The sequence below is a fragment of the Flavobacterium poyangense genome (assembly GCF_011751075.1).
In the GTDB taxonomy this organism is placed as follows: domain Bacteria; phylum Bacteroidota; class Bacteroidia; order Flavobacteriales; family Flavobacteriaceae; genus Flavobacterium; species Flavobacterium poyangense.
On the sequence record NZ_JAALLN010000001.1, the window covers coordinates 595,349 to 618,544 of the forward strand.

At 35.9% G+C, this 23,196-nt stretch carries 17 protein-coding genes and 1 tRNA gene; 11 read left to right on the top strand and 7 right to left on the bottom strand.

Annotated elements, in window-relative coordinates; translation table 11 throughout:
* The first annotated feature begins 36 nt into the window (after positions 1-36).
* Positions 37-1,782, top strand: coding sequence for an ABC transporter ATP-binding protein (locus G3A47_RS02440; protein ID WP_166920069.1), 1,746 nt, complete (start codon positions 37-39; stop codon positions 1,780-1,782).
* Between the two features lie 300 nt (positions 1,783-2,082).
* Here G3A47_RS02440 and G3A47_RS02445 read toward each other — a convergent pair whose 3' ends face one another.
* Both G3A47_RS02445 and alaS read right to left on the bottom strand, forming a co-directional pair.
* Entirely contained in the window at positions 2,083-2,460 is a 378-nt protein-coding gene (locus tag G3A47_RS02445) for a GxxExxY protein (RefSeq protein WP_166920070.1), read from the bottom strand.
* Between the two features lie 157 nt (positions 2,461-2,617).
* Entirely contained in the window at positions 2,618-5,248 is a 2,631-nt protein-coding gene (gene alaS, locus G3A47_RS02450; RefSeq protein WP_166920072.1) for an alanine--tRNA ligase, read from the bottom strand.
* A gap of 269 nt (positions 5,249-5,517) precedes the next feature.
* Here alaS and G3A47_RS02455 point away from each other — a divergent pair, with 269 nt between their 5' ends.
* From G3A47_RS02455 to G3A47_RS02485, 7 genes are all read left to right on the top strand, one after another.
* Positions 5,518-6,495 (top strand): M23 family metallopeptidase, encoded by a 978-nt coding sequence (locus G3A47_RS02455; RefSeq protein WP_166920074.1) that lies wholly within the window; start codon positions 5,518-5,520, stop codon positions 6,493-6,495.
* A gap of 48 nt (positions 6,496-6,543) precedes the next feature.
* Positions 6,544-6,876: a MerR family transcriptional regulator gene (locus G3A47_RS02460; RefSeq protein ID WP_166920075.1), complete on the top strand. Its 333-nt coding sequence runs from the start codon at positions 6,544-6,546 to the stop codon at positions 6,874-6,876.
* Positions 6,877-6,917: 41 nt separating this feature from the next.
* The gene (locus G3A47_RS02465) at positions 6,918-7,502 is read left to right on the top strand and encodes a LemA family protein (RefSeq protein ID WP_166920077.1); all 585 of its coding nucleotides are present in this window, start codon (positions 6,918-6,920) and stop codon (positions 7,500-7,502) included.
* A gap of 78 nt (positions 7,503-7,580) precedes the next feature.
* Complete coding sequence (locus tag G3A47_RS02470) at positions 7,581-8,018, top strand: TPM domain-containing protein (protein ID WP_166920078.1); 438 nt, start codon at positions 7,581-7,583, stop codon at positions 8,016-8,018.
* Between the two features lie 3 nt (positions 8,019-8,021).
* Positions 8,022-8,855, top strand: coding sequence for a TPM domain-containing protein (locus tag G3A47_RS02475; protein ID WP_166920080.1), 834 nt, complete (start codon positions 8,022-8,024; stop codon positions 8,853-8,855).
* Between the two features lie 124 nt (positions 8,856-8,979).
* The gene (locus tag G3A47_RS02480) at positions 8,980-9,393 is read left to right on the top strand and encodes an RrF2 family transcriptional regulator (RefSeq protein WP_166920082.1); all 414 of its coding nucleotides are present in this window, start codon (positions 8,980-8,982) and stop codon (positions 9,391-9,393) included.
* 248 nt (positions 9,394-9,641) lie between these two features.
* Positions 9,642-12,188: a TonB-dependent receptor gene (locus tag G3A47_RS02485; protein WP_166920083.1), complete on the top strand. Its 2,547-nt coding sequence runs from the start codon at positions 9,642-9,644 to the stop codon at positions 12,186-12,188.
* Positions 12,189-12,305: 117 nt separating this feature from the next.
* Here G3A47_RS02485 and G3A47_RS02490 read toward each other — a convergent pair whose 3' ends face one another.
* Positions 12,306-12,470: a hypothetical protein gene (locus G3A47_RS02490; protein WP_166920085.1), complete on the bottom strand. Its 165-nt coding sequence runs from the start codon at positions 12,468-12,470 to the stop codon at positions 12,306-12,308.
* Positions 12,471-12,725: 255 nt separating this feature from the next.
* Between G3A47_RS02490 and G3A47_RS02495 the strand changes: the two genes are divergently transcribed.
* Positions 12,726-13,463, top strand: a complete 738-nt coding sequence (locus G3A47_RS02495) for a DUF2490 domain-containing protein (RefSeq protein ID WP_166920087.1) — start codon at positions 12,726-12,728, stop codon at positions 13,461-13,463.
* Here the strand turns inward: G3A47_RS02495 and G3A47_RS02500 are convergent.
* Positions 13,460-16,219 carry an outer membrane beta-barrel protein gene (locus tag G3A47_RS02500; protein WP_166920088.1) on the bottom strand — a complete coding sequence of 920 codons (2,760 nt, stop codon included), beginning with the start codon at positions 16,217-16,219 and terminating at the stop codon, positions 13,460-13,462. The two genes, G3A47_RS02495 and G3A47_RS02500, sit on opposite strands and share 4 nt — an antisense overlap.
* 258 nt (positions 16,220-16,477) lie before the next feature.
* On the opposite strand from G3A47_RS02500, the gene G3A47_RS02505 reads away from it, so the two are divergent.
* Positions 16,478-18,346: a transthyretin-like family protein gene (locus G3A47_RS02505; protein WP_166920090.1), complete on the top strand. Its 1,869-nt coding sequence runs from the start codon at positions 16,478-16,480 to the stop codon at positions 18,344-18,346.
* A gap of 174 nt (positions 18,347-18,520) precedes the next feature.
* On the opposite strand, the gene G3A47_RS02510 is transcribed toward G3A47_RS02505, so the two are convergent.
* The 3 genes from G3A47_RS02510 to era all read right to left on the bottom strand — a co-directional run bounded on the left by G3A47_RS02510 (position 18,521) and on the right by era (position 22,149).
* On the bottom strand, positions 18,521-19,447 hold the full coding sequence (locus G3A47_RS02510; RefSeq protein ID WP_166920092.1) for a hypothetical protein: 927 nt from the start codon (positions 19,445-19,447) through the stop codon (positions 18,521-18,523).
* Between the two features lie 280 nt (positions 19,448-19,727).
* Positions 19,728-21,035, bottom strand: coding sequence for a ribosome biogenesis GTPase Der (gene der / locus G3A47_RS02515; protein ID WP_166920094.1), 1,308 nt, complete (start codon positions 21,033-21,035; stop codon positions 19,728-19,730).
* A gap of 232 nt (positions 21,036-21,267) precedes the next feature.
* Positions 21,268-22,149 carry a GTPase Era gene (gene era / locus G3A47_RS02520; protein ID WP_166920096.1) on the bottom strand — a complete coding sequence of 294 codons (882 nt, stop codon included), beginning with the start codon at positions 22,147-22,149 and terminating at the stop codon, positions 21,268-21,270.
* 149 nt (positions 22,150-22,298) lie between these two features.
* On the opposite strand from era, the gene G3A47_RS02525 reads away from it, so the two are divergent.
* Positions 22,299-22,371, top strand: a tRNA-Met gene (locus G3A47_RS02525).
* Positions 22,372-23,196 lie beyond the last annotated feature (825 nt).

Sequence of the window (23,196 nt, forward strand, 5' to 3'; positions counted from 1 at the left end):
CCTTACTTTTGCATCTGTCTAAATTCAAATCAAACTATGAAATTACTGTATTCTTATATAATCAAACACAAACTACTTTTATTCTTCGCTTTAATTATGGCGACCATAAACATTTGCTTCAGTTTATCTGACTCTATCATTACCGGTAAATTAATGCAGGATTGCGGAGTTGGATTGGCTAAATACAAAGGAAACGAAATTGGTTTTATAAAATCGTTGTCCTTTTGGTTAGCTCTTTCACTTGGGGCAGCCATGATCTCAAGAATCACCAAAAACTTTCAGGATTACTTCACCAATGTTGTTATTCAGAGAACCGGAGCGCAAATGTATACAGACGGTATTAAAAAATCACTCGATTTGCCTTATGCCGAATTCGAAGATCAGCGAAGTGGCGAAACCTTAAGTAAACTAACCAAAGTACGTTCTGATTCTGAGAAATTAATTACGCTTTCGATTTCTTTAATCTTTCAGACTATTATTGGTTTTGTTTTTGTAATTCTCTACATATCCCGAATTGATTACCGCATTTCTCTAATTTTTCTGGTTACAGCCCCAATTATTGCTTTAGTCAGTTCATATTTGGGTAAAAAAATCAAAATCGTTTCTAAGAAAATTGTAACGCAAACCAATGCATTGGCCGGCTCTACGACTGAAAGTTTAAGAAACATTGAACTTGTAAAAAGTCTTGGACTAACCTACCAGGAAGAAAAACGTCTGAACTTAAATACCTTCAAAATCCTTCAACTTGAACTGGAAAAAGTTCGTTTCATCAGAAGTTTAAGTTTTATTCAGGGTACTACGGTTCACTTTTTAAGAACCTGCGTTGTTTTCACACTCTATTACTTCTTATTTGGAGGAAAAATTATAGTGGGAGATCTATTGACTATGGTCTTTTTTACGTTCTTTATCTTTGGTCCGCTTCAGGAATTGGGGAACTTTATCATTGCCCTTAATGAAACAAAAGTCTCTATGGAAAATTTCCGAGTGCTTTTAAATGCTCCGAAAGAATTCCGTCCAAAAACACCAAAACATGTGGGAGTTATTCAGTCCTTACTTTTTTCTAATGTAAGTTTCAAACATAAAACAGCAAAATTCAAAGCGGTAGAGAACATTACTTTTGACATCAAACAAGGGCAAACTGTTGCTTTTGTCGGCCCATCCGGCTCCGGAAAGACTACTTTGGTGAAGTTATTAGTTGGACTGTATGTTCCCGCAGAAGGTCAGGTACTTTACAATGATATCGACTCAACCGAAATTGATTTGTTGGATTTAAGAAAACAATTGGGTTTTGTAACTCAGGATGCACAACTATTCTCCGGAACAATTCGTGAGAATTTATTGTTTGTGAAACCATCAGCAACAGACGAAGACTTATACGATGCCTTAAAAAGAGCGAGCTGTGAAAAACTTCTAAAACGTGCCGAAGATGGTCTGAACACCACAATTGGCGAAGGCGGAATCAAAGTTTCCGGTGGAGAAAAACAACGTTTATCAATCGCCCGCGCTATTTTAAGAAACCCGAATTTATTGATCTTTGATGAGGCAACCTCGGCTTTAGATTCTATAACCGAAGAAGAAATCAATGCCACAATCCGAAACATCTCAGACAAAAACAGAATCACGGTTTTAATCGCACACCGACTGTCTACGGTTATGCATGCGGATAAAATATTCGTTTTAGAACAAGGTAAAATTATCGAACAGGGTAAACACGAAGATTTAATTACCGAGAAAGGTTTGTATTATGCCATGTGGCGTCAGCAAATTGGGGAGCGTAAGTAAACTGTTTATGGAAAGAGAATCTCGCAAAGTTATTTGTTTGAAAATTAAAAAAACTTGGCGACTCTGCGACTTTGCGAGAAAAAATAATCCACTACTTTGAGAATTCTTTGCGATTAAATGCTCTCGCAAAGTCGCGAAAGCGCAAAGTTGTTTAGTTTAAAACTCAAAAAAAAAACTTGGCGACTCTGCGACTTTGCGAGAAAAAACAATCCACTACTTTGAGAATTCTTTGCGATTAAATGCTCTCGCAAAGTCGCGAAAGCGCAAAGTTTTTTTTCTTTATGCTTACTTTTCTAATTTTTAAAGATTGGATACCACTCTTTTAATACCAAACTTGATTATTGGAACATTGAAATTTATCAACAGTCCCAATTTCATTTTTGTGATTTTGAGATATGTCAAAATCTGTTTTGCATGAATATCCGAAATTTCTGCGATTGATTTGATTTCCAAAATCACCTTATTTTCAACTATTAAATCAGCTCTAAAACCAATATCCAGTGTGATCTTATCCCAAATCACAGGCAGTGGTTTCTGTCTTTCAACATTTAATCCTCTTTTCATTAGCTCATGATAGAGAATTGCTTCATAAACAGACTCTAACAGTCCCGGCCCAAGTTTAACGTGAATTTTATAACAAACATCTACTACAACCGCTGAAATTTCATTTTCTGTCATCTTGTATTTTTTTACAAAATTAAAGAAAAAACCTACATTTTTAGTATTTAAATAAAAAAATCTCGCAAAACCGCAGAATCACAAAGTTTAAAAAATAATAAAGAAAACTTTGCGACTTCGCGACTTTGCGAGAAATATATTTAGCAGCTATAAACCCTTACTTCACAAACTCAATTGCCTTAGCCAGAGCCTCTGCGATTCCGTCAGCATTTTTACCACCGGCAGTTGCAAAAAACGGTTGTCCTCCGCCTCCACCTTGGATGTATTTCCCTAATTCACGAACTACTTGTCCGGCATTTAGGTTTTTAGCAGCCACTAATTCTTTAGAGACATAACACGTTAACATTGGTTTTCCTTCTTCGGCTGTAGCCAAAACTAAAAACAAATTATTTGCTGTGTTTCCAAGTTCATAAACCAGATCTTTTGCACCTTCAGCGTTCAAATCAACTTGTTTGGCAAGGAATTGTACTCCGTTTATTTCTTGTAGCTCCTTAGCCAATTCTCCTTTCATGTTTTTAGCTTTGTCTTTCAATAAAACTTCCAATTGTTTTTTCAATTGAATGTTCTCCTCTTGCAAAGACTGAATGGCTTTAACAGGGTCCTGAGCATTTTTTAAGGTCTCTTTAATTTCATAAAAAGAATGCAATTGAGACTCGAAATAATCTTTTGCAGCATCACTTGTAATCGCTTCGATCCTTCTGATACCTGAAGCAACAGCTCCTTCAGAAACAATTTTAAAATGCCAGATATCTGAAGTGTTCTGTACGTGAGTTCCTCCGCATAATTCGACAGAATCACCAAACTTAATCATACGAACCAAATCACCGTATTTTTCTCCAAACAAAGCAATAGCTCCTTCTTCAAGTGCCTGCTCTTTTGGAATTGCTCTTTTTTCGATTAATGGCAAACTTTCGCGGATTCTTGCGTTTACAAAATTCTCTACTTCTTTTAACTCTTCATCTGTAACTTTAGAGAAATGAGAAAAGTCAAAACGCAAAGAAGCATTACGAACCATCGATCCTTTTTGCTCAATATGAGTTCCTAAAATCTTACGCAAACCTTGGTGAAGCAAATGCGTCGCCGTGTGATTTGATGACGTTTTAGCTCTTTGATTCGCATCAACAACAGCGTTGAAAGTTCCCGTTAAGTTGTCCGGCAATGATTTTGCCAAATGTATTGTTTGGTTGTTCTCTTTTTTGGTATCAATAATATAAATAATATCACCATTTTGAGATTCTAAATATCCTTTGTCTCCCGTTTGTCCTCCACTCTCTCCGTAAAAAGGAGTTGCATTGAAAACCAATTGGTAGATTTCACCGTCTTTTGCACTGTCTACTCTACGGTATTTTGTAATTTTTACCTGGTGTGCCAATCTGTCGTAACCAACAAATTCCTGAATATCATCTTCCACAATTACATTCCAGTCTCCGGCTGTAACTTTCGACGCAGCACGTGAACGTTCTTTTTGCAATTGCAATTGTTCCTGAAACCCTTTTTCATCTAATTTCAATGCTTTTTCAGAAAGAATCAAAGCCGTTAAATCGATTGGAAAACCATAGGTATCATACAATTCAAATGCTTTTTTACCATCAATGGTATCACCTGCATTATTTAAAATTACAGCATCTAAAAGTACTAATCCCTGATCTAATGTACGTAAGAAAGAATTCTCTTCTTCACGAATTACATTAGAACAAAGCGCTTTTTGTGTTCTGATTTCCGGGAAAGAATCTCCCATTTGTTGGCTTAATGTGTCTACCAGTTTATAAATAAATGGCTCTTTGATATCTAAGAAAGTAAAGCCGTAACGAATAGCACGACGTAAAATTCTACGAATTACATACCCTGCTCCCGTGTTAGAAGGCAACTGACCATCGGCAATAGCAAAAGCTACCGCACGAACGTGATCTGCAATAACACGAATCGCAATATTTACTTTCTCTTCTGCCTCATTAGCAGCTTTAATAGTGTATTTAGTTCCGGTAATTGTTTCGATTTCTCTAATTAGCGGTGTAAAAACATCTGTATCGTAATTAGATTGTACGTTTTGTAAAACCATACACAAACGCTCAAATCCCATTCCGGTATCTACGTGCTGTGCAGGCAGCTTCTCCAGAGAACCATCGGCTTTACGATTGAACTCCATAAATACGTTATTCCAGATCTCTACTACATGAGGATGGTCATTGTTTACCAAATCTTTCCCCGGAGTTAGTGCTTTTTCTTCAGCAGAACGAATATCTACGTGAATTTCAGAACATGGTCCGCATGGCCCCTGATCTCCCATTTCCCAGAAATTGTCTTTTTTATTTCCAAGCAAAATTCGGTCTTCAGAAATTAAAGTTTTCCAGATATCGTAAGCTTCCTGGTCAAATGGAACATTCTCTTCTTCACTTCCTTCAAAAACAGTTACATACAAAATATCTTTATCGATTTTGTATACTTCTGTCAATAATTCCCAAGCCCAATTGATGGCTTCTTTTTTAAAATAATCACCAAAAGACCAGTTTCCTAACATCTCAAACATGGTGTGGTGGTACGTATCGATCCCCACTTCTTCAAGATCATTATGTTTTCCTGAAACACGAAGACATTTTTGAGTATCGGCAATTCTTGGGCTTTTTGGAGTTCCGTTTCCTAAAAAGTATTCTTTAAACTGGGCCATCCCCGAGTTGTTAAACATAAGGGTTGGATCGTCTTTAAGTACAATAGGCGCAGATGGCACTATGGTGTGTCCTTTACTTTCAAAAAAGTCTAAAAATTGTTTACGTACGTCTTGTGATTTCATATTTTAATTAGAAATGTGATAATTTTATAATTCGAAAATGTGTCAATGAGATAATTAATCAATCTGAAAATAGGACAATTAAATAATTCTTAAACAAAAACTTAAAGTCTAAAACAATAAATTTCACTTTAAATACATTATCTAATTATCAAACTGACACATTATCTAATCTTTTTAATTCTTGAAAAAAAGCTGGAAACAACTGAAACATTTATTAAATTTGTTCCACTAACTATTTTACAAGCTGCAAAAATAGGGTATTTTAAAATATGGCGAAAGTAAAATATTATTACGACTCAGAAAATCTGGCTTATACAAAAATAAAAACCAGAAAGAGGATCAAAATTGGTTATGCATTATTGTTTTTGTTGGCCTCAGCGCTGTTTGGATTTCTAATTTTTGTTCTTTTAATCAACACTCCTTACTTTGAAACTCCAAAAGATCGCTTACAGGCACGTGAAATTGAGAATCTAAAACTGCATTATTCGATTCTGAATAAAAAAATGGATCAGATTAATGAAGTAACAGAAGCCTTGGAAGATAGAGACAATAACATTTACAGAGTCTATTTTAACAAAGCAGAAATCCCGGATTCTATACGAAAATCAGGTTTTAGAGATTTAAACAGATACAAAGAATTAGAAGGTTACAACAATTCGCAATTGGTACTGAATACAACCAAACGAATGGATAAACTGTCCAAACAATTGGCAATTCAGTCCAAGTCATTAGATGAGATTTTAAAATTGGCTAGTGTCAAAGGAAACCTGTTATTGGCAATTCCTGCCATTCAGCCAGTTCGGAATGAGAATTTGAAACGTATTGCTTCGGGTTTTGGTTATCGAATTGACCCGTTCACAAAGGTGCGAAAAATGCATAACGGTATGGATTTCACCGCCAATACGGGAGCGCCAGTTTATGCAACGGGCGATGGCGTGATAGCCAGAGCTGACAATACCGCGTCAGGTTTTGGAAATCATGTAGTCATCAGGCACGGTTTTGGATATGAGAGTTTGTATGCCCATTTAAGCAAATACAACTGCAGACCCGGACAACATGTGAAGAGAGGCGATATTATTGGTTACGTTGGAAGCACCGGAAGGTCTGAAGGACCACATTGTCATTATGAAGTACATAAAGATGGGAAAGTCGTTAATCCATTAAATTTTTATTACGGAAATATTTCAGCAGTAGAATACATTGCCATTTCACATATGGCCAATCAGGAAAACCAGTCATTAGATTAATACTACAAAATGTAGTAAGTTTGAAGTAAAATCAGAAAAATATAAATCATGCATATTGAGCTTTCTAAAGATAAAAGATATTTCAGCATTGGCGAGGTTGCCAAAGCTTTTAATGTCAATGCCTCTTTGATCCGATTTTGGGATAGCGAATTTGATATTCTGAAACCCAAAAAGAATGCGAAAGGCAACAGAATGTTTACTCCGGAAGATATTACCAATTTACAATTGATTTATCATTTGGTAAAAGAACGTGGTTTTACACTCGAAGGAGCCAAAACCCATTTAAAAGAAGGACAAAAGAAAACATTAGATAAATTCGAAATAATACGTAAATTAGAGTCCATAAAAACACAATTAACAGAAATCAAGAACGAATTATAACATCATTTTAAAATTACAAACAAATTTAAATCGAAACAAATATGAAAAAATGGTTAATCCCCGTAGGAATTATTGTAGTACTGGTTGCTATTATAGCTTTCTGGTCAATTGGAATTAAAAATACCGGATTAAAATACAGCCAGGCTGTAAACAAAGAGTGGGGAAATGTAAATACAGCCTACCAAAGAAGAAATGACCTTATCGGAAATTTAGTAAACACTGTAAAAGGTGCTGCTGATTTTGAAAAATCAACTTTAACAGCGGTTATTGAAGCTCGTGCAAAAGCTACATCAGTAACAATTGATCCTAGTAATGTTACTCCGGAGCAATTGTCTCAATTCAATCAGGCTCAAAGTGGTGTTTCTTCTTCTTTATCAAGATTATTGGTTTCTGTAGAACAATATCCAACATTAAAAGCAAATGAAAATTTCTTGAAATTACAAGATGAATTAGCTAGTACGGAAAACCAAATTTTAACAGCCAGAACACGTTTTAATGAAGGTGTACAGGAGTATAATGGTTATATCTTATCTATTCCGAACAAATGGTTCTTAGGTGAATACAAAGAAAAACCATACTTCGAAGCGGTTGCAGGTGCTGAAAAACCGGTTGAAGTAAAATTCTAAAAAAATCACTATTTTGATTATGGGTTCCAGACAACAATTACATCTGCAATCAACAATCTAAACTCTAAACTAATTCAAATGTCACAAGTAGAAGATTTTTTATCCAGAAATGAAGAACAAGAAATTGTTGCAGCTATTGGTATGGCTGAAAATAATACTTCGGGCGAAATTAGAGTACATATAGAACAAACTACTTCTAAAGTTCCTTTTGACAGGGCTTTAGAAGTTTTTCATGAATTAAGAATGGATGAAACTCAGCTTAAAAACGGAGTTTTATTCTACTTTGCTGTGGCAGATAAAAATTTTGTCATCTGTGGAGACAAAGGCATAAATGATCTTGTTGCTACAGACTTTTGGGATTCGACCAAAGACATTATGGTCGCTCAATTTAAATCCGGAAACTTCAAACAAGGCATCGTTGATGGTATTCTAAGTGCCGGAGAACAATTAAAAAAATATTTCCCAAAGTTGGCTGAAGATACTAACGAATTATCAAACGAAATCTCAAAAGGATAAACAATGAAAATTTCCAAAAACAAAACCTCTAATGCTAAAGGAATCTTTCATTTATCCTTTCTGTTAATCGCTTTTTTTACTGTTAATTGTGCTTTTGCCCAATTTACTATTCCCGAAAAACCAAGTTTTCAAACTTCTGTTTACGATTATGCAAACGTACTTAGTGCTGCTGAAAAAACACAGTTGGAACAAAAGCTGATTCGGTATTCGGATTCTACCACTACGCAAATTGTAGTGATTACAATAGAGAGTTTACAAAATGAAGATGTGAGTCAACTTGCTACCAAATGGGGGCAAACCTGGGGAATTGGAGGAACAGCAAAAGACGATAATGGTGTTGTTATTTTATTGGCCAAAAAAGAAAGAAAAATTGCCATTAATCCCGGTTATGGTTTAGAAGATCGTTTGACGGCAGGAATTGGTGGTGAAATTATCCGAAATATTATTATTCCCGAATTTAAAGCCGGAAGTTATTATAATGGACTTGACAAGGGAACAGACGCTTTATTTGATGTTTTTAAAGGAAAATACAAAGGCGAGCGTAAGCAACAATCAAAAGGAAAAGATTTTCCTTTACTCCCTTTTATTGTTATTGCAGTAATTGTAGTAATTTTGATTTCCCGAAACAAAAGAGGCGGTGGAGGAAATTCAGGCCACAATAGCGGTGGAGGCCCTAGCCTTATGGATATTATTATTCTGAGTAGTTTAGGCCGCAGCGGAGGAGGCAGTGGTTTTGGAGGAGGCTTCGGCGGCGGATCATCCGGTGGCGGAGGAGGCTTCGGCGGTGGATTTGGAGGCGGAGGTTTCTCCGGTGGAGGTTCCAGCGGAGGCTGGTAAGTGTTTAGATTGGTTGTTTCAAGTTTCAAGTTTCAAGTTTCAAGTTACATCTAACATTTTACATCTGACATTTCACATTTCACCCAAATTAAAAGTTATATTTACAATTCATAATTCAATTTAAATGTTATCACATAAAGCAAAATACGCCCTTAAGGCCTTACTTTATTTAGCAGAACAAGACGAAAATCACATTTCTAAAACAATAGAAATCGCTGATGGCGCCAATATTCCTAAAAAGTTTTTAGAACAGATTTTATTAGATCTGAAACGTGGCCGTTTTGTAAGCAGTAAGCAGGGGAAATTTGGCGGATATTATCTGATAAAATCTAAAAATGATATTACTTTGGCCGAAATTCACCGTTTATTTGACGGTGCAATTGCTCTTTTGCCTTGTGCTTCCCTAAACTTTTACGAACCCTGTTCTGATTGCAAAACAGAGTCAGAATGCAGCTTACATCACGGTTTAGTCCTTATTAGAGACAAAACTTTGAAAGCTATGGAAGGGATCACTATCGCTTCATTGGTGAAGTCATAAAAAAATATTTCTTAAATTCTACTATATTTATAGAATTTATATATATTTGCAAAAAAAATTAACAAACCAGTCCAAAATTAAAACCTTATGAAAGTACATTCCAAACGATCAGGTGGATCAAGAAGTTTTTTGCAAAAAAATAAAAACAGTCAATTCACAGCAGTGAAAAACAGTTCTAGTATGATGTGTATGTGTTGGTAAAAAAAATTTAATTTAAATTCTACTAATCACATATACTTAATATAAAAATGAAAACATCTATAAAAAATATATTTACAATACTTTCTTTTTTAACTTTCTCTATCTCTTTCGCACAAAATATAGAAGGTGTCGTAACAACCGATGAAAACATCCCTTTGGAAGCCGCCAATGTGGTGATAAAAGGAACAACTTTTAATACCACTACCGATGCCAGCGGAAAATTCAGCATCGATACTCAGGGAAAACTTCCTTTAACGCTATTGATTCAATATGTAGGTTATACTACTGCTGAGTTTGCGATCACAACACTACCCTCATCTCCTCTACTCGTAACACTAAACGAAGAAAACAAACTTATAGAAGTTGTGGTTTCGTCAAGACGCCGTATCGAAAAAGTGCAGGATGTACCGATTGCCGTTTCGGTAATTACCGGTAAACAAGCCGAGCAAACAGGTGCTTTTAATGTGAATCGTATCAAAGAACTCGTACCTTCTGTACAATTATACTCTTCAAACCCAAGAAATACAGGAATCAACATCAGAAGTTTAGGTTCTCCATTTGGACTTACCAATGACGGAATTGATCCGGGAGTTGGTTTTTATGTTGATGGTGTTTATTATGCACGTCCTGCAGCAACAACTCTTGATTTTATCGACGTAGAGCAAATTGAAGTATTACGCGGACCACAAGGATCTTTGTTTGGTAAAAACACCACTTCAGGAGCTTTTAACATTACAACTCGCAAACCAAGTTTTACTTCAGGTGCAAACTTTGAAGTTAGTTATGGAAATTATTCTTTTTTACAGGCCAAAGCCTCTGTAACCGGAGCTTTGAGTCAAAAATTAGCCGGTCGTTTATCTTTTTCAGGTACATCACGCGACGGATTAATTGACAATGTTGCCACAGGAAGAGCGACAAATACTTTAAACAACCAAGGAATTAGAGGGCAATTGCTTTATACACCAACTGCCAACACCAATATTACATTTGCAGCAGATATCACAACACAACGCCCGGACGGATATGCACAGGTTGTAGCAGGTGTTGCTCCTACTCAAAGAGCAGCATACCGTCAATTTAATGCTATCATTGCCGACTTAAACTATCAGCTTCCGAGTCAAAACGCATTTGATCGTAGAATCGACCAGGACACTCCTTGGCGTTCTAATCAGGATTTAGGTGGTGTTTCGCTTAATATTGATACCAAAATCGGAGGCGGAACGCTTACCTCAACTACGGCTTGGCGTTTCTGGAACTGGGATCCGTCAAATGACAGGGATTTTACAGGACTACAAGTACTTGCTAAATCACAAAACCCAACCAGACAGACCCAATTTACGCAAGAAATACGTTATGCTGGTCAGCTTAGTTCAAAATTGAGCGGTGTTGTAGGTGTGTTTTTTATCGATCAGACTTCAAAAACCAATGGTACTGAAGAATCCGGAAATGCACAATGGAGATTTTCGCAAAGCTCGACAAGTTCGTTATGGAAAACTCCGGGTCTTTTTGAAGGCTACGGTATCAAAACAGATGCTCGCATAAGATCATCCAGTGCTGCTATCTTTGGACAATTGGACTGGGTGATAACAGATAAATTACACGTACTACCTGGTTTACGTTATAACTTTGATAAAAAAGATGCTGATTACAGCCGTACCACTTACGGAGGACTTCAGACTACTGACCCTGCCTTACTTGCCTTGAAAAAACAAGTTTACAGCGATCAGGCTTTTACATCAGACACAGATGATACCGATTTCTCAGGAAATATAACCGTGTCCTATAAAGCTACAGACAAAATCAATGCTTATGCTACTTTTGCAAAAAGTTACAAACCGGTTGGGGTGAATGTTGCAGGACTTCCAACAAATTCAGCCGGTCAGCCTTTGCTTAACCTTTCTGTAATTAAACCGGAAGAGGTAAATCACTATGAGTTTGGTATAAAAACGTCTCCCTTTAAAAACTCTATTTTTAATCTGACTTTCTTCAATACCGATATCAGAAACTTCCAAACTAATGTTCAGGCAGCTGAATTAGGAGTAAACAGAGGTTATCTTGCCAATGCCGATAAAGTTCGTGTGAGAGGTTTTGAACTGGATGCCAGTTTTGTAATAAATCAAAACTTAACCATAAATGGAGCTGCAACTTATACAGACGGTAAATATGTTAAGTTTACCAATGCACCACTTCCACTAGAGGAAACCGGAGCTTCTGTAGCTTATATAGATGTGTCCGGAACTGATCTGCCGGGCGCATCGAGATGGGCTGGATCTTTAGGTGGTGAGCTTTCTGACCATGCTAAATTCTTCGGAAATGCCGGTAAAGTATTTTTAGCTATCGATTCTTATGCTCGCTCTGAATTTTCATCAAGTCCTTCTGCTTCAAAATATTTAGTGGTACAGGGTTATGCTATTTTTAATGCTCGTTTAGGCTTCCGCGCTACCGAAGGTTTGTCTGTACATTTCTGGGGACGCAACCTTTTAAACAAAGATTATTATGAGCAATTATTACCTGCAGGAGGAAATACAGGACAATATGCGGGCGTATTAGGCGACCAAAGAACCTATGGAATCACCTTAAAATATTCTTTATAAAAAACTACTATTTAATTAAATAATTCAAGTTCCTAGTTGATGACTTTGTTTATTTATAATCCGAATAAAAATTGCACAAGTTTTATTTGAATTGCCTCCAGTTTTAACCGGAGATCACTAAAAAAGACACAAAGCAAAGGCTTTAGCCAAACCTTCAAAGAGTTTGGCTAAAGCCTCTTTATTATCAATTAATTCTTCATCTCCAGTTAAAACTGGAGGCAATTGATATAGGTCAGTCAAAAAATCAGAAAAGGCCTTGCAATTTTGAAATAATTTATACAAAAGTATCCTTCTCTTATTTGCTTAGTTGTGGCAAACTAAAATTCTCACTTTTGTTGTTTACTTTTTATCTAACAACTTGAATTAAATAAACACTGAAACGAGACACACTATCTAAAGCATGTCTCGTTTTTTATATCAAAAAAGAATTCCCGAAAATCACAAAATTACGCTCAAAACAGATTTAAAAATCAATCTCTGTTTCAACAAATTAGTCCCGATTTGCCTATATTCGCAGCCTGAATTTAGACAGATTAGATGAAAATCCTTCAAATAGTATTCTTTTTAAGCCTTACAAGTCCATTTTTACAGGCTCAGACAAAAACGGATCAACAAACCCTAACCTGGATTCGATACTATAATATTTTCCCTTTAAGCGAAAAATGGTCTATACATTCTGAACTGGACAACAGAAGTTTTGTCAATCCCATACATGAAAATCTTTTTGTTCTTCGCATGCAGGGGCGTTACAGAACCAATAAAATAATCGATTTAGGCGGAGGATTTGCCTATTTTAATGTCAATACACAAGATCCGCATTTTGATCCAAATTTTTCGGTTCCGGAATACAGAGGTCAACAGGATATTACTTTTATCAATGATATTGCAAAAATCACTTTTCACAATCGCTTTCAGATTGAGGAACGTTTTATGCAAAAGGCCAATAAAACAGAATTACTCGATGATTTCTCTTTCTCATGGCGCTTTAGATACAGACTACAATCTACCTTTACTCTTTGGGAAAAAGAAAAACGCAGCCTAAAAGGGACTATTTCAGACGAAATCTTACTCAATTACGGAAAAGACAACAAAAGAAATACTTTTGATCAAAACCGAATTTACGCAGCCTTACGTTATCATTTCAACCCCAATATCGGATTGGAACTGGGGTATATGAAAAGTTTTCAGAGACGTGCCAGTGGTGTCGATTTTTATGACCGGGATATTATCCGATTTACGATTTATCATCGGATTAACCGTAAAACAAAAGCTTAATCTCTTTCTCTTCTTCGGGATTTTTTTTCTTTAGCTGCAAAATTCCCAATTTTATAGGCTACCGAAAACATCAAATAGCGTTTTAAAACCGTATTTTCTTCATCTCGAATCGAGGTTGCCGAAATGGTTCTTATCGCACTCTGATTCTGATTTAAAACATCGTATACTTTTACTTTCAGGTATAATTTTTTCTCCAAAAAACCATAGGATAAACTGGTGTTCCAAAGAAAAAAGTCTTTCTTGAAATCATCCGAAATATTCGAATTATAAGTATATCCGAAGTCATTTCCAAAAATCAAATTGGCAGGCCAATATGCCGTGGTCTGCAAATTAATTTTATGAATTACGTTTGAAGTAGCATCTCTGGAATAGTTCTTATATTTTGTTTCATTATAAGTCAAATCATAAGATGGAGCAATAGTCAATAAATCTCCATATTCGTAACTTAAATATACTTTTGGTGTTATTCCGGTTGCTCTTGCTTCGTACATCACCGCATCTGTAAACCCTTTATCAAACGAATAGCTCGCATTTAATCCTAAACCATAGCGTAGAACACTGGCGTCTTTTTTTACAGATTGATTCCAATTGGCACCAAAAGAAGTCATATACGTTCCCGAAATATTGGCGTAAGTGGTGTTTCTTTTACCACTGTCATCATAAAGAGAAGTTGAAACCACATCATTGTTGTAATAATCTGTTTTAGCAAACACACTATAACCGGAACGCGTACGGAAATCAAAATTCCTGAAATTAATACTTACACTATTTTTTTCTATCGGATTCAGATTTGGGTTACCAATAATACTATTCAATGGGTTTGACAAATCGAGTACCGGCAATAATTGAGTTGCGGTCGGCAATGCATTGGAATAATCGTATCTGAAAGTCAGATTTTTAGAACGACCAAACTTATACCTAAGCTGTAAATTACCCATTGGTAATGCATATTTTTTGTTTAAATCAGTCTCCTTATTTAGATATAACGAATGATTATCATAATCGACAAGTGCCGTCTGCGAATTTAAATTAAGAGTAAATTTTCTTTTTTGCCAGGTAATACCAAATTTAGGACTAATACTGTTCTGACGTGAAGAAATATAATTTGTTAAAGACAAATCCTGATCTGAATAGGAATCTGTACCTGCATTATAATTAAAGGTATTCTTATCGTTTACAGTCTTTTCCCAATCAAAATCGGAACCAAACCTAATTCTCAGGGAATCCGTTATCGGCTCTGTATACTCAATATCTATCGTATAAGAATCCGAAGCAACCCTATTTTTACTGTTTTGATTTCGCTCATCATTTGGTTTGCTACCCTGATAAAAAACAGTTTCAGAACGATTTAAAGCATCCGAATCAGTTCTGGTATTACTATTATTAAAAACCAAACTGAAATTACGTGCCTGCTTTTCAAAGGTTTTATTAAAATTAATACTGTTAGAAAAACTGGTGTTTGTATTTTCACTATTTGATTCCGAGTTACTGCTATTTAAAGTCTGACCGTCTTCATCTTCGGAATGACTTGAAGAACCCGAACGATTGTTAGAGCGTGTTTGATTTAATCTTGGAGCAACAATAACCTGCATCGTGGGGTTGATTTTGTATTCTATTTGAAAGTTGGCTTTATTACCCGTATTTGCATTTCTTGTTACAGCATCCGATGAAGTCCGAATAGTTCCATTCGGCAAAAAACTGATCTGATCTGCTTTACTGTTATTGTTCGTAACTGAATTAGAGAAATCATAACTTCCCATTGTCAGCAATTCTTTAGACCAATCATTAGAATAGTTTATTCCAACCAGATTAGACTGGGTAATTCCTTTACTGGTATTGCCGGAACTGTTGCCTGTATTTCTTCCGTTACTGTTTCTTCCTCCTCCCATAGTATCAAAAACATCATCCATAGAAAATCCGGTAGCATTAATATTATTCGAAGAAGCCAAAACACTAATTTTCTGTTTATTATCGAAAAAATTCATCATCAGGCTACTTTCGTAACGCTCATCAGAACCGTATCCTCCAAGTATTTTCCCAAAGTATCCTTTATTCTTTTTCTCGTCGATTGTCAAATTAATACTTGAATAATCTGAAGTAGCTTCTTGTTTTGACAATTCTTCTTTTTTAGTTTTAAAATCCGAAACCTGAACCTTTTTTATAATTTCTGCCGGTAGATTTTTCAAAGCAATGGCTCCGTCTTTATCAAAAAAAGTTTTTCCGTTAACCAAAAACTGCGTTACTTCTTTTCCGTTGACGGTCACTTTCCCGTCGTTGTTTACATCAAAACCGGGTAATTGTTTCAATAATGTTTCTACATTAGAATCTGGGCGGACTTTAAAAGAAGTAGCATTAAATTCCAACGTATCTTTTTTGATGGTGATTGGGGCCGCTTCACTTTTTACCACCACATTATTAAGTGCATTTACACTTTCGAGCATATACAGTTTCCCAAAGTCTTTACTCTCTGTAAGCCCTTTATGTTCCTCCAAATAAGTTTGGTATCCGATATAATTCACCTTTAAAAAAACCGGTTTATCGTATTTTTTAATGTTCAGGCTAAAGAAACCGTTTTTATCTGTCGTAGTATATTCAATTACCGCAGAATCTCTAACAGTCGTAAAATAAACCGTAGCTAATTCCATCGGTAGCTGTGTATTGATGTCAATAACAGTTCCTTTCACAACAATATCGCTCTGTGCGCTGGCAGTATAACAGAAAAACAAGAGCAGAAAAAAAGAATACAATTTGGTCATAGGGCAATTACTTATAACAATAAGACCTCAAAAATAGCAAAAGGTTTATTTGCAATTCGGTACGTTTTATCAAAAAAACACAAAAAAAGGGGAAATATCCCCCTTCAAAAACGGTCTTTATCCTGACTTCTTTTACATGTAAATATGAAACCTTTGTAGTATGTAATTAGAAAAACAAAAGGAATTCAGAAAATCCTAAAAAGAGTTTGACAGAAAAACCAAAAATCGATTAGCATAAGCAATTTAAAACGAATTATCATGAAAAATATTTTTAAAGGTTCCTTAAGAGGATTTATATGTGAAGATTGTCTGGAGTCTATCTCTGACGTTGAAATTTTACTGTATCATCCGTACAGAAAACAAACAGTTGCAGAAAATGCAAACCTAAAAGACACATTCCGTTATGTTTCTAAAGAAGAGGCAAAACAAAGAGAGCAATTGTTTATTACCAGAAAAACAACAGACAAGGATGGGAATTTTGAAATTGAATTGGATGAAAGATTGACCATTGGGGATTATGATATTGATTTTGTTTGCGGCACTGTACCTTTCAAATTTCCAAAACCAAAACGAAATGAAACGCTTCAATTTCACCTTACCTCTATTTCAATGCCATCTGAGCTTGAAAGACAGGAAAAAGACCAAAATTACAGATGGAGATACACCATTGCACACAAATGGTGGTGTTATATACGAGGACACTTTTTTGACGCCTGGACAATCTGTGGTCATTTGATGAACTGCAAAACCAATACACCAATTGCCAATGCAAAAGTAACGGCAATGGATGCCGATTTCCTGACCGACGATACTTTAGGAACCGCAACAACCGATTCACACGGGCACTTTAGAATTGATTATTCATCAGCCGATTTTAAGAAAACCTTTTTATCTCCGTGGATCAATATCGAAACTGACCCTTCATTTCTCTCTTTCCAGAGCGGACCGGATGTTTATTTTAAAGCAGAATTAAGCGGAACAGTATTAGTAAATGAAACCAAATCGGATGCACGAAAAAATGTCGGACATTGTTTGTGTGTCAAATTATGTTCTGATATTATCGTAACCGACCCGGACAATCCTTTTCCTAGTTCATGGACAGGAATCGGATCTCAATTCAGCGCTTCTTACGGTTTAGGTGTTCACGATTTTGATGCCAATGGTTTTGCAGGTTCGGGGAAAAATGTACTCTATTCTGTTATAAGATTAACAGGACAGGCGGCCTTAAAATCTGTGGCAGGAAACCCGATTGAATATCGTTTCAGAATTAGTGAAACAACGGCGTTAAACAATACACCTCCTTTAGATGAATCAAATTTCACTAAAACTGTCGGCAAAACAGATAATAACTTATTTGTTCCAAGTACCGTTTCTAAACTATCCCGAAAAATTCCTATTCTATATCTTGATGATCTTTATGTAGACAGTGCTCAAAGTGATTTTGATTCCGATGGCTGGTTTGATGTCAACCACGCTATTGAGCGAACTTTAATCGCTAATGGTTTAACTCTTGCTGATTTACCTTTATATAATGTTATTGAAGAAGATACCCTGATTTCGATAAATACAACTGAATTAACCAACGCCGCAGATGTTCCGAATATCTTTAGTGCCGGGCAAGCCATTCCGCCAGCAAACGATATTCCGCTTGAAAAATTTGCTATTCGTTTTGAAATCAGAGAGGTAATCAATAAAGCCTTAAATCAATTTGGCACCGTTGGCGGAGACGGAAAAACACTTAATTCTGTTGTCATGAACAACAATCCGATTTATCGAAAACTGGCCATTAAAGAGCTGGAAGAAAGTACGCTTTGCAGCCCGATTAATGGTACGATACACGCTAAGTATACGCTGTATCATCCGTATTTAGCTTCCGGTAGTCTGCATTTAAATAATAACAGTCTTACGATAAGCAGATACATTTCTGATGGTATAATCGATTCAGCCTTACTAAAAAGGATAAACAATAATTCACCACTTAACGCACCACCGGATAACAACCTGACACGTTGTACCTATACGCTAAAATTGGCTTCTTCAACCCGAAAACACAACGGGGACACTCCAGATCCCGACGGAACTTCAGCTTTAGAACAACTGTTCTTCTATGATCAGAACCAACCTTAAAACATACTTTTTGAATTAAACTAAAAAAGCAACATTTCGAAATTTGAAATGTTGCTTTTTTTATTGTTTGAATAGAAATTATTACTTCTCTCTGATATAGATATCGATTGGCACTCCTGTGAAATCCCAATTTTCTCTGACCACTCTATACATAAAAAACATCCTTTTAACCAATTAAATCTGTTTTACAGTTGGTTCTAGTGATTTAAAATCCGGAACTAATATTGTTGCTTGCAATTTATTAGCCGCAGGTATTTTATCTGAATGAATTGTATATATAGTATTAACACTTTCGCCTTTTATTGCATTTATCGCAACAGCATACTCAGCAACTTTTACTCCCTTATCATTAAAAATAGCAATAATATGCTTTAGTGGCGCAGTAGGAATAACGTCATAACCATCAAGATTAGTTATAGCATTACGGCTTTTATTAACATCTATCGGTCCCGTACTATTTCCTCCTTCAGCTAATGTTCGCACTTTTGCGCTATAATTCCAAGCCTTTAATTCATCCGATAGTTGAAATACTGATAGTACACGTCCATTCATTGGATTTAAAATAAATGAAAGTGGTGTATTTACTCCCGCTATTACATCTATTATCTGATTATTAGCTCCGTAATTAACAGCGACAGGCTTCTGTTCCCACTTTATAAACAAATCATTCACGGACAATGTACTAGATTCTCCCAGCCAAGAGCCGTAAACATATTCTTCATCCGAAGTCCCAGAATTAGCAAAAACTTGAAAACTTGAAATTCCTGTACTAAAATTTCTTATTTCAAATCCATCAGCCGCACTAACATTATCATTAGAAACAATACCGAACTTAAAAATACTTGCAAGTCTAGTATAATCAGGCGCCCCTAATCCATCATAGCCTGCAGGATCCCAAGGCTGAACTTTTATTGTGACATTATTAACAGTAACAGGGAGCGTTCCGCGTTTTACATCTTTTCCTGTGATATTTGTCTTTTGCGAATTAAGATGAATATTCATCGACGTTTCCTGGCTAACCACCTTATCCTGTTCTACATCACTTTCCGAGCAACTTATTGCACTAAACAATACTAAACCTACTAATATAATTTTCTTCATATTTATTTATTTTCAGTGCAAATCTCAAATAAAATAACAGTAATTACAACTTACAAAGTTTAATTTTTGCACTATTAGTATCTTTTTTTTCTATGAAGAATCAATAAGTAATATAGTCATACCAAAGTCTTCAAAAGCTTATGATTTTAAAAACAGCTAGTTTTATAAAAACAAAAATCGCTCATCTCTGAGCGATTTAATTCTATTGGTTTGAAGATTACCTTCTCAGCTTGACCTTTTACTTTTGAAGTTAAGTTGTCAATACTGAATTATCATCTTTCTATTTCTCTCTAATATAAATATCGATTGGCACTCCCGCGAAATCCCAATTTTCTCTGATCTTATTTTCAAGGTATCTCTTGTATGGTTCTTTAACATATTGTGGCATGTTAGCAAAAAACACAAACTGAGGTGTTAAAGTTGGTAACTGCATGCAATATTTAATTTTCACATACTTTCCTTTAGTTGCCGGTGGCGGATAAGCCTCGATAACTTTCAACATATATTCGTTGAATTTTGAAGTTGCAATTCTTTGTTTTCTATTTTCAAAAACCTGAACTGTCGCTTCCAGTGCTTTCAATAAACGTTGTTTCGTTAAAGCAGAAACAAACAAAATAGGCACATCAGTAAAAGGCATTAATTCTTTTTTGATTTTCTCTTCGTAATCTCTTGTAGACATCGTATCTTTTTCTACTAAATCCCATTTGTTTACCAAGATCACAACTCCTTTACGGTTTTTCTCTGCCAACCAGAAAATACTCTGATCCTGACCTTCAAATCCACGGGTTGCATCAATAACCAAGATACAGATATCGGCATGCTCAATCGCACGAACCGAACGCATTACAGAATAAAATTCTAAATCTTCTTTAACTTTTGCCTTACGACGGATACCCGCAGTGTCAACCAAGTTAAACTCGAAACCAAAACGGTCAAATTTTGTATCAATAGCGTCACGTGTAGTTCCCGCAATATCAGTTACTATATAACGATCCTGACCAATTAAAGCGTTGATAAAACTGGATTTACCAGCATTTGGACGTCCTACAACAGCAAAACGAGGTAAATCTTCTTTAACCTCAACAACAGGTTTCTCCGGAAATGCCTCAATTAAAGCATCTAACAAATCTCCTGTTCCACTACCTGAAATACTGGCGAAAGTAAAATAATCTCCTAAACCAAGATTATAAAACTCAATCGCATCTTTCTCACGCATCGCGTTATCTACTTTGTTTACAGCCAATAAAACCGGTTTTGTTACTTTACGCAACAATTTAGCCACCGTTTCATCCATTGGTGTAATACCTTCTTCAACATCTACCACAAAAATAATAACATCGGCTTCATCAATAGCAAGCTCTACTTGTTTACGGATCTCCCCTTCAAATACGTCATCACTTCCGCGAACGTATCCACCGGTATCAATTACAGAAAACTCTTTTCCGTTCCACTCGCTTTTACCGTAGTTTCTGTCTCTGGTAACCCCGGAAACTGAATCTACAATAGCTTCTCTTCTTTGTATCAGCCTATTAAAAAGGGTTGATTTCCCTACATTAGGTCTTCCTACTATCGCAACAATGTTATTCATTTTTTTCTATTTTAGATTTCAGATTTTTAGATTTCAGATTCCGGTTTCCCAAAATCGTGACTCTTATAAATCAAAAATACTGTATTTTAATTTTTTGCAAAGGTAGGTAAAAAAGTGACTAAGTCGCTAAGTTTCTAAGTACCTAAGATTTTTAGTGTTTTTAGGAGTTGTTTCAGGTTTCAAGTTTCACGTTGTAGAACCGAACCTGAAACTTGAAACAAAAGAAACTCCCCTACTGGTTGTATCCGAAACGCTTCAACATATTCGCGTTGCTTCTCCAATTCTTATTCACCTTAACATAAAGTTCAATGTGAATTTGTTTTCCGAAAAACTTCTCTAGATCAGTACGGGAATCCATACCTACTTTTTTCAAAGCAGCACCTTTATGTCCGATGATAATTCCTTTTTGTGTATCACGCTCTACCATAATTACGGAACGGATACGGATAATATTTTCATCTTCAAGGAATTCTTCCGTCACAATTTCTACGGCATATGGAATCTCTTTACTGTAATTCAATAAGATTTTCTCACGGATGGTTTCGTTTACAAAAAAACGTTCCGGTTTATCGGTCAATTGATCTTTTGGATAATAAGCAGGGGATTCAGGAAGTAACTCAATAATTCTGGAGAAAACTTCCGGTACATTGAAATTCTGCAAAGCCGAAATTGGGAAGATTTCCGCATTTGGCACTTTTGCTGTCCAAAATGCTACTTGTTCTTCTAATTGTTCCTGGTTTGAATTGTCAATTTTATTCAACAATAATAAAACCGGAATTTTAGCGTGGATGATTTTATTGAAAAAGGCTTCGTCTTTTAAGTCCTGCTCTCCTATTTCGACCATATAAACCAAAATATCTGCATCTTCAAAAGCCGATTTCACGAAGTTCATCATCGACTCCTGCATTTCGTAAGCCGGTTTGATGATCCCGGGAGTATCTGACAATACCAATTGAAAATCTTCACCATTTACGATTCCAAGAATACGATGACGTGTTGTTTGTGCTTTTGATGTAATGATGGATAATCTTTCTCCAACAAAGGCGTTCATCAATGTTGATTTCCCAACGTTTGGATTCCCGATGATGTTTACAAAACCTGCTTTATGTGACATTTGTGTATTATTTAATTTTACTGCGTACAGTTTGACCTATTGGTCTCGAGTGCAAAGGTAGTCATATCAACTCAATACAGAAAATAAAACATTTTTTTAAGTTTTCGTTGTTTTTCTCAAAAATCGGCGTATCTTTGCACCCGAAACATCGCGGGATAGAGCAGTAGGCAGCTCGTCGGGCTCATAACCCGAAGGTCACAGGTTCGAGTCCTGTTCCCGCTACTAAAGTAAAAGCTTCAGATTTCTCTGAAGCTTTTTTGTTTTAATCCAACAGAGTGTAAAATTCCAATTTTTCTAAAAACATTTATTAGAAATATAACTTATAGCATGGAGGGCTCATATCCGCCGCGGCGGACACAGGTTCGAGTCCTGTTCCCGCTACTAAAACAAAAGCTTCAGAGAAATCTGAGGCTTTTTTGTTTTTAATCCAACAGAGTGTAAAATTCCAAATTTTTTAAATTCCAAATTCCAACTTTTCTAAAAGTGTTTATTGGAAATCTAACTTATCGCATGGAGGGCTCATATCCGCCGCGGCGGACACAGGTTCGAGCCTTGTTCCCGCTACTAAAATAAAGCCTCAGAAAAAATCTGAGGTTTTTTGTTTATATTTACTTTTGATTCTCTTTGCGGGCACAGATTACAAATCTGCGCGATCGTTGTCTACATATCGGAGCGATCGGATTCGGGTCCTGTTCCCGCAACTAAAATAAAGCTTCAGAGAAATCTGAGGCTTTTTGTTTATATTTACTTTTGATTCTCTTTGCGGGCACAGATTACAAATCTGCGCGATCGTTGTCTACATATCGGAGCGATCGGATTCGGGTCCTGTTCCCGCAACTAAAATAAAGCTTCAGAGAAATCTGAGGCTTTTTGTTTATATTTACTTTTGATTCTCTTTGCGGGCACAGATTACAAATCTGCGCGATCGTTGTCTACATATCGGAGCGATCGGATAAAAAAGTGTCAGCACACTGCCGACACTTTTAAGTTTTGAATTTGTGTCAGCAGACTTAACACAATTAGAAAATATCGATAATAAAAAGCAAT